This is a genomic window from Prosthecobacter sp. (assembly GCF_014879935.1).
Taxonomy (GTDB): Bacteria; Verrucomicrobiota; Verrucomicrobiia; order Verrucomicrobiales; family Verrucomicrobiaceae; genus Prosthecobacter.
Genome location: NZ_JACSRD010000122.1, coordinates 1 through 1701, shown reverse-complemented (window position 1 = coordinate 1701; position 1701 = coordinate 1). Strand labels below are relative to the sequence as shown.

Genomic DNA, 1701 nt, shown 5'->3' with positions numbered 1-1701 from the left:
AGGCATGGTGATGTCCTCGAAGTGAGCGGAGACAGCACCACCCGCGAGGGCAGTCACTGCCCCAGGGGGATGGAAGAAGACGCGGTGAACGTCGTGGTGAAGAATCAGACCGTGCGTCGCAACGCACCGTAGCCTTGAAGGTCTGGACTACCTGGGCATGTTGTCGGCAACGCCGACGGACATGGGCCATAGCCTGCGCCGGACGCGTGTGATGCGGGAGCGAAAAACCGACCCGGCGCTGCACCCGGTTTCCGCGGAGAGGGAGTTAAGGACAAACCCCATAGCAACGACTGCAGCGTCTTCCGGGCGCCGAAAGAAAACCGCCCCGGGGACACCGGGGCGGAAAAAGACTGCGTGGCTCAGGGAGGTGAAGCCAGGGAGGATGCAGTCTTGAATCGATTGTCGCCGACGCGGTGAAATCGAAAAGCAGTTATGCATTGACGCGGAGTTTCCAAAGTCGGTTGCAGGCCCGAGAGCTGAAAAGAAAGCCGATCGCGTCTTTCGACGTGATCGGCTGTTGGCTCAGGCTTTGAGCTGACGCAGGCCATCGGCGAGCAGCCACAGCGCCCGGTTGAGCCGGACGTTCTGGTCGATGCCCTGCACGGGTCGGGTGCGCTGATGACGCCCATTGGCGGCGCGGCCGCTCAGGCCACCCTTGACCAGGTTCTCCTGGACGCGGTTGAAGACCGACCACAGATCGCCGCGGTTGTCGTCGAAACGACGGGGCCGCAGAATTTGAGTCTCCGTGATCGGCAAGGCCTTGCCGGAGTCGTCGTACTTCAAGGTCAGCGCCGATCGGGCGAAGACTTCGGCCTCGCCATCGTCCAGCGTGATGACCCGCATGGCGTCACGAGAGTCCTGCACACGGTCGAAGCCGTGCAGCACTTCATAAGCGCCTTCGATCACATGATCGGTGACGTTGCCCTTGTGGGGCACGCGCACATCGGCGAAGGTGTCCCCGCACACCAGGCCGTTGTGGCAAACGAATCGGAACATGCCCGCCAACATCTGGTAGCTGCTGCTGCCATCGTGCGAGTTGAGCAGGATGATCTCGTTGGCTTCGGCGCCGTTGATCTGGCTGGCGTGGCGAAGGCGCAGCATGTGCTTGGTGTAGGCGCGGCGGTCCTCGTGTCGCACGCGGGTCTGGCACACCATGAACGGCTGGAAGCCTTCCTTGCGTAGTTCGGTCAGCACAGCCGCCGTGGGGATGTAGCTGTACCGTTCAGAGCGGCTTTCGTGCGGCGTGTCCGCGAAGATGGATGGGGCCACGGTGCGAATCTGTTCGTCCGACAGCGGCTGGTCAGAGCGCAGCACAGGGGAACGAGGGGCGAAGCGGGATGCGAGTTGCATGATGATCTCCTTGCGGAATGGAGCAATCGACATCCAGCGGCCGAGGCCGGATGCGCGCGATTGCATGGGACGAAGAAAAGCCCTGCTGAACAGGGCCTGGTGGGAGGAATGAAGAAGCGCGCCGCGTGAAGGCCGGCCTATGGATTCGGCACCGGCTCCCAGCCGCGGCTGTTCGGGTTGAAGCAAAGCGCTTCCTGGCCTTTGAGAATTGGCGTGAAGCCTTCGAGGAAGATGTGCTGCAGGTACAGCGAGCGGTAGGTCAGTGCCTGCCACGCCTGTTCCTCGCTCAGGCCGTTGGCGATGAAGTGCTCGCGCAGTTCGTCGTCGTCGGAAACCTCGTTGTTGGCCAAC

General features: G+C 62.5%; 2 protein-coding genes. Both read right to left on the bottom strand.

Going from position 1 to position 1701, the window contains the following annotated elements; genetic code table 11:
• Window positions 1-522: 522 nt before the first annotated feature.
• On the bottom strand, window positions 523-1350 hold the full coding sequence (locus tag IAE77_RS09200) for a DUF932 domain-containing protein (RefSeq protein WP_345780973.1): 828 nt from the start codon (window positions 1348-1350) through the stop codon (window positions 523-525).
• Window positions 1351-1487: 137 nt separating this feature from the next.
• A complete protein-coding gene (locus tag IAE77_RS09195; protein WP_345780972.1) occupies window positions 1488-1700 on the bottom strand; it encodes a hypothetical protein in 213 nt (70 codons plus the stop codon).
• Window position 1701: the final 1 nt, after the last annotated feature.

Bases quoted from the DNA above. Each gene is read 5' to 3' on its own strand.
- IAE77_RS09200 (WP_345780973.1), bottom strand. From the start codon at position 1,350: ATGCAACTCGCATCCCGCTTCGCCCCTCGTTCCCCTGTGCTGCGCTCT.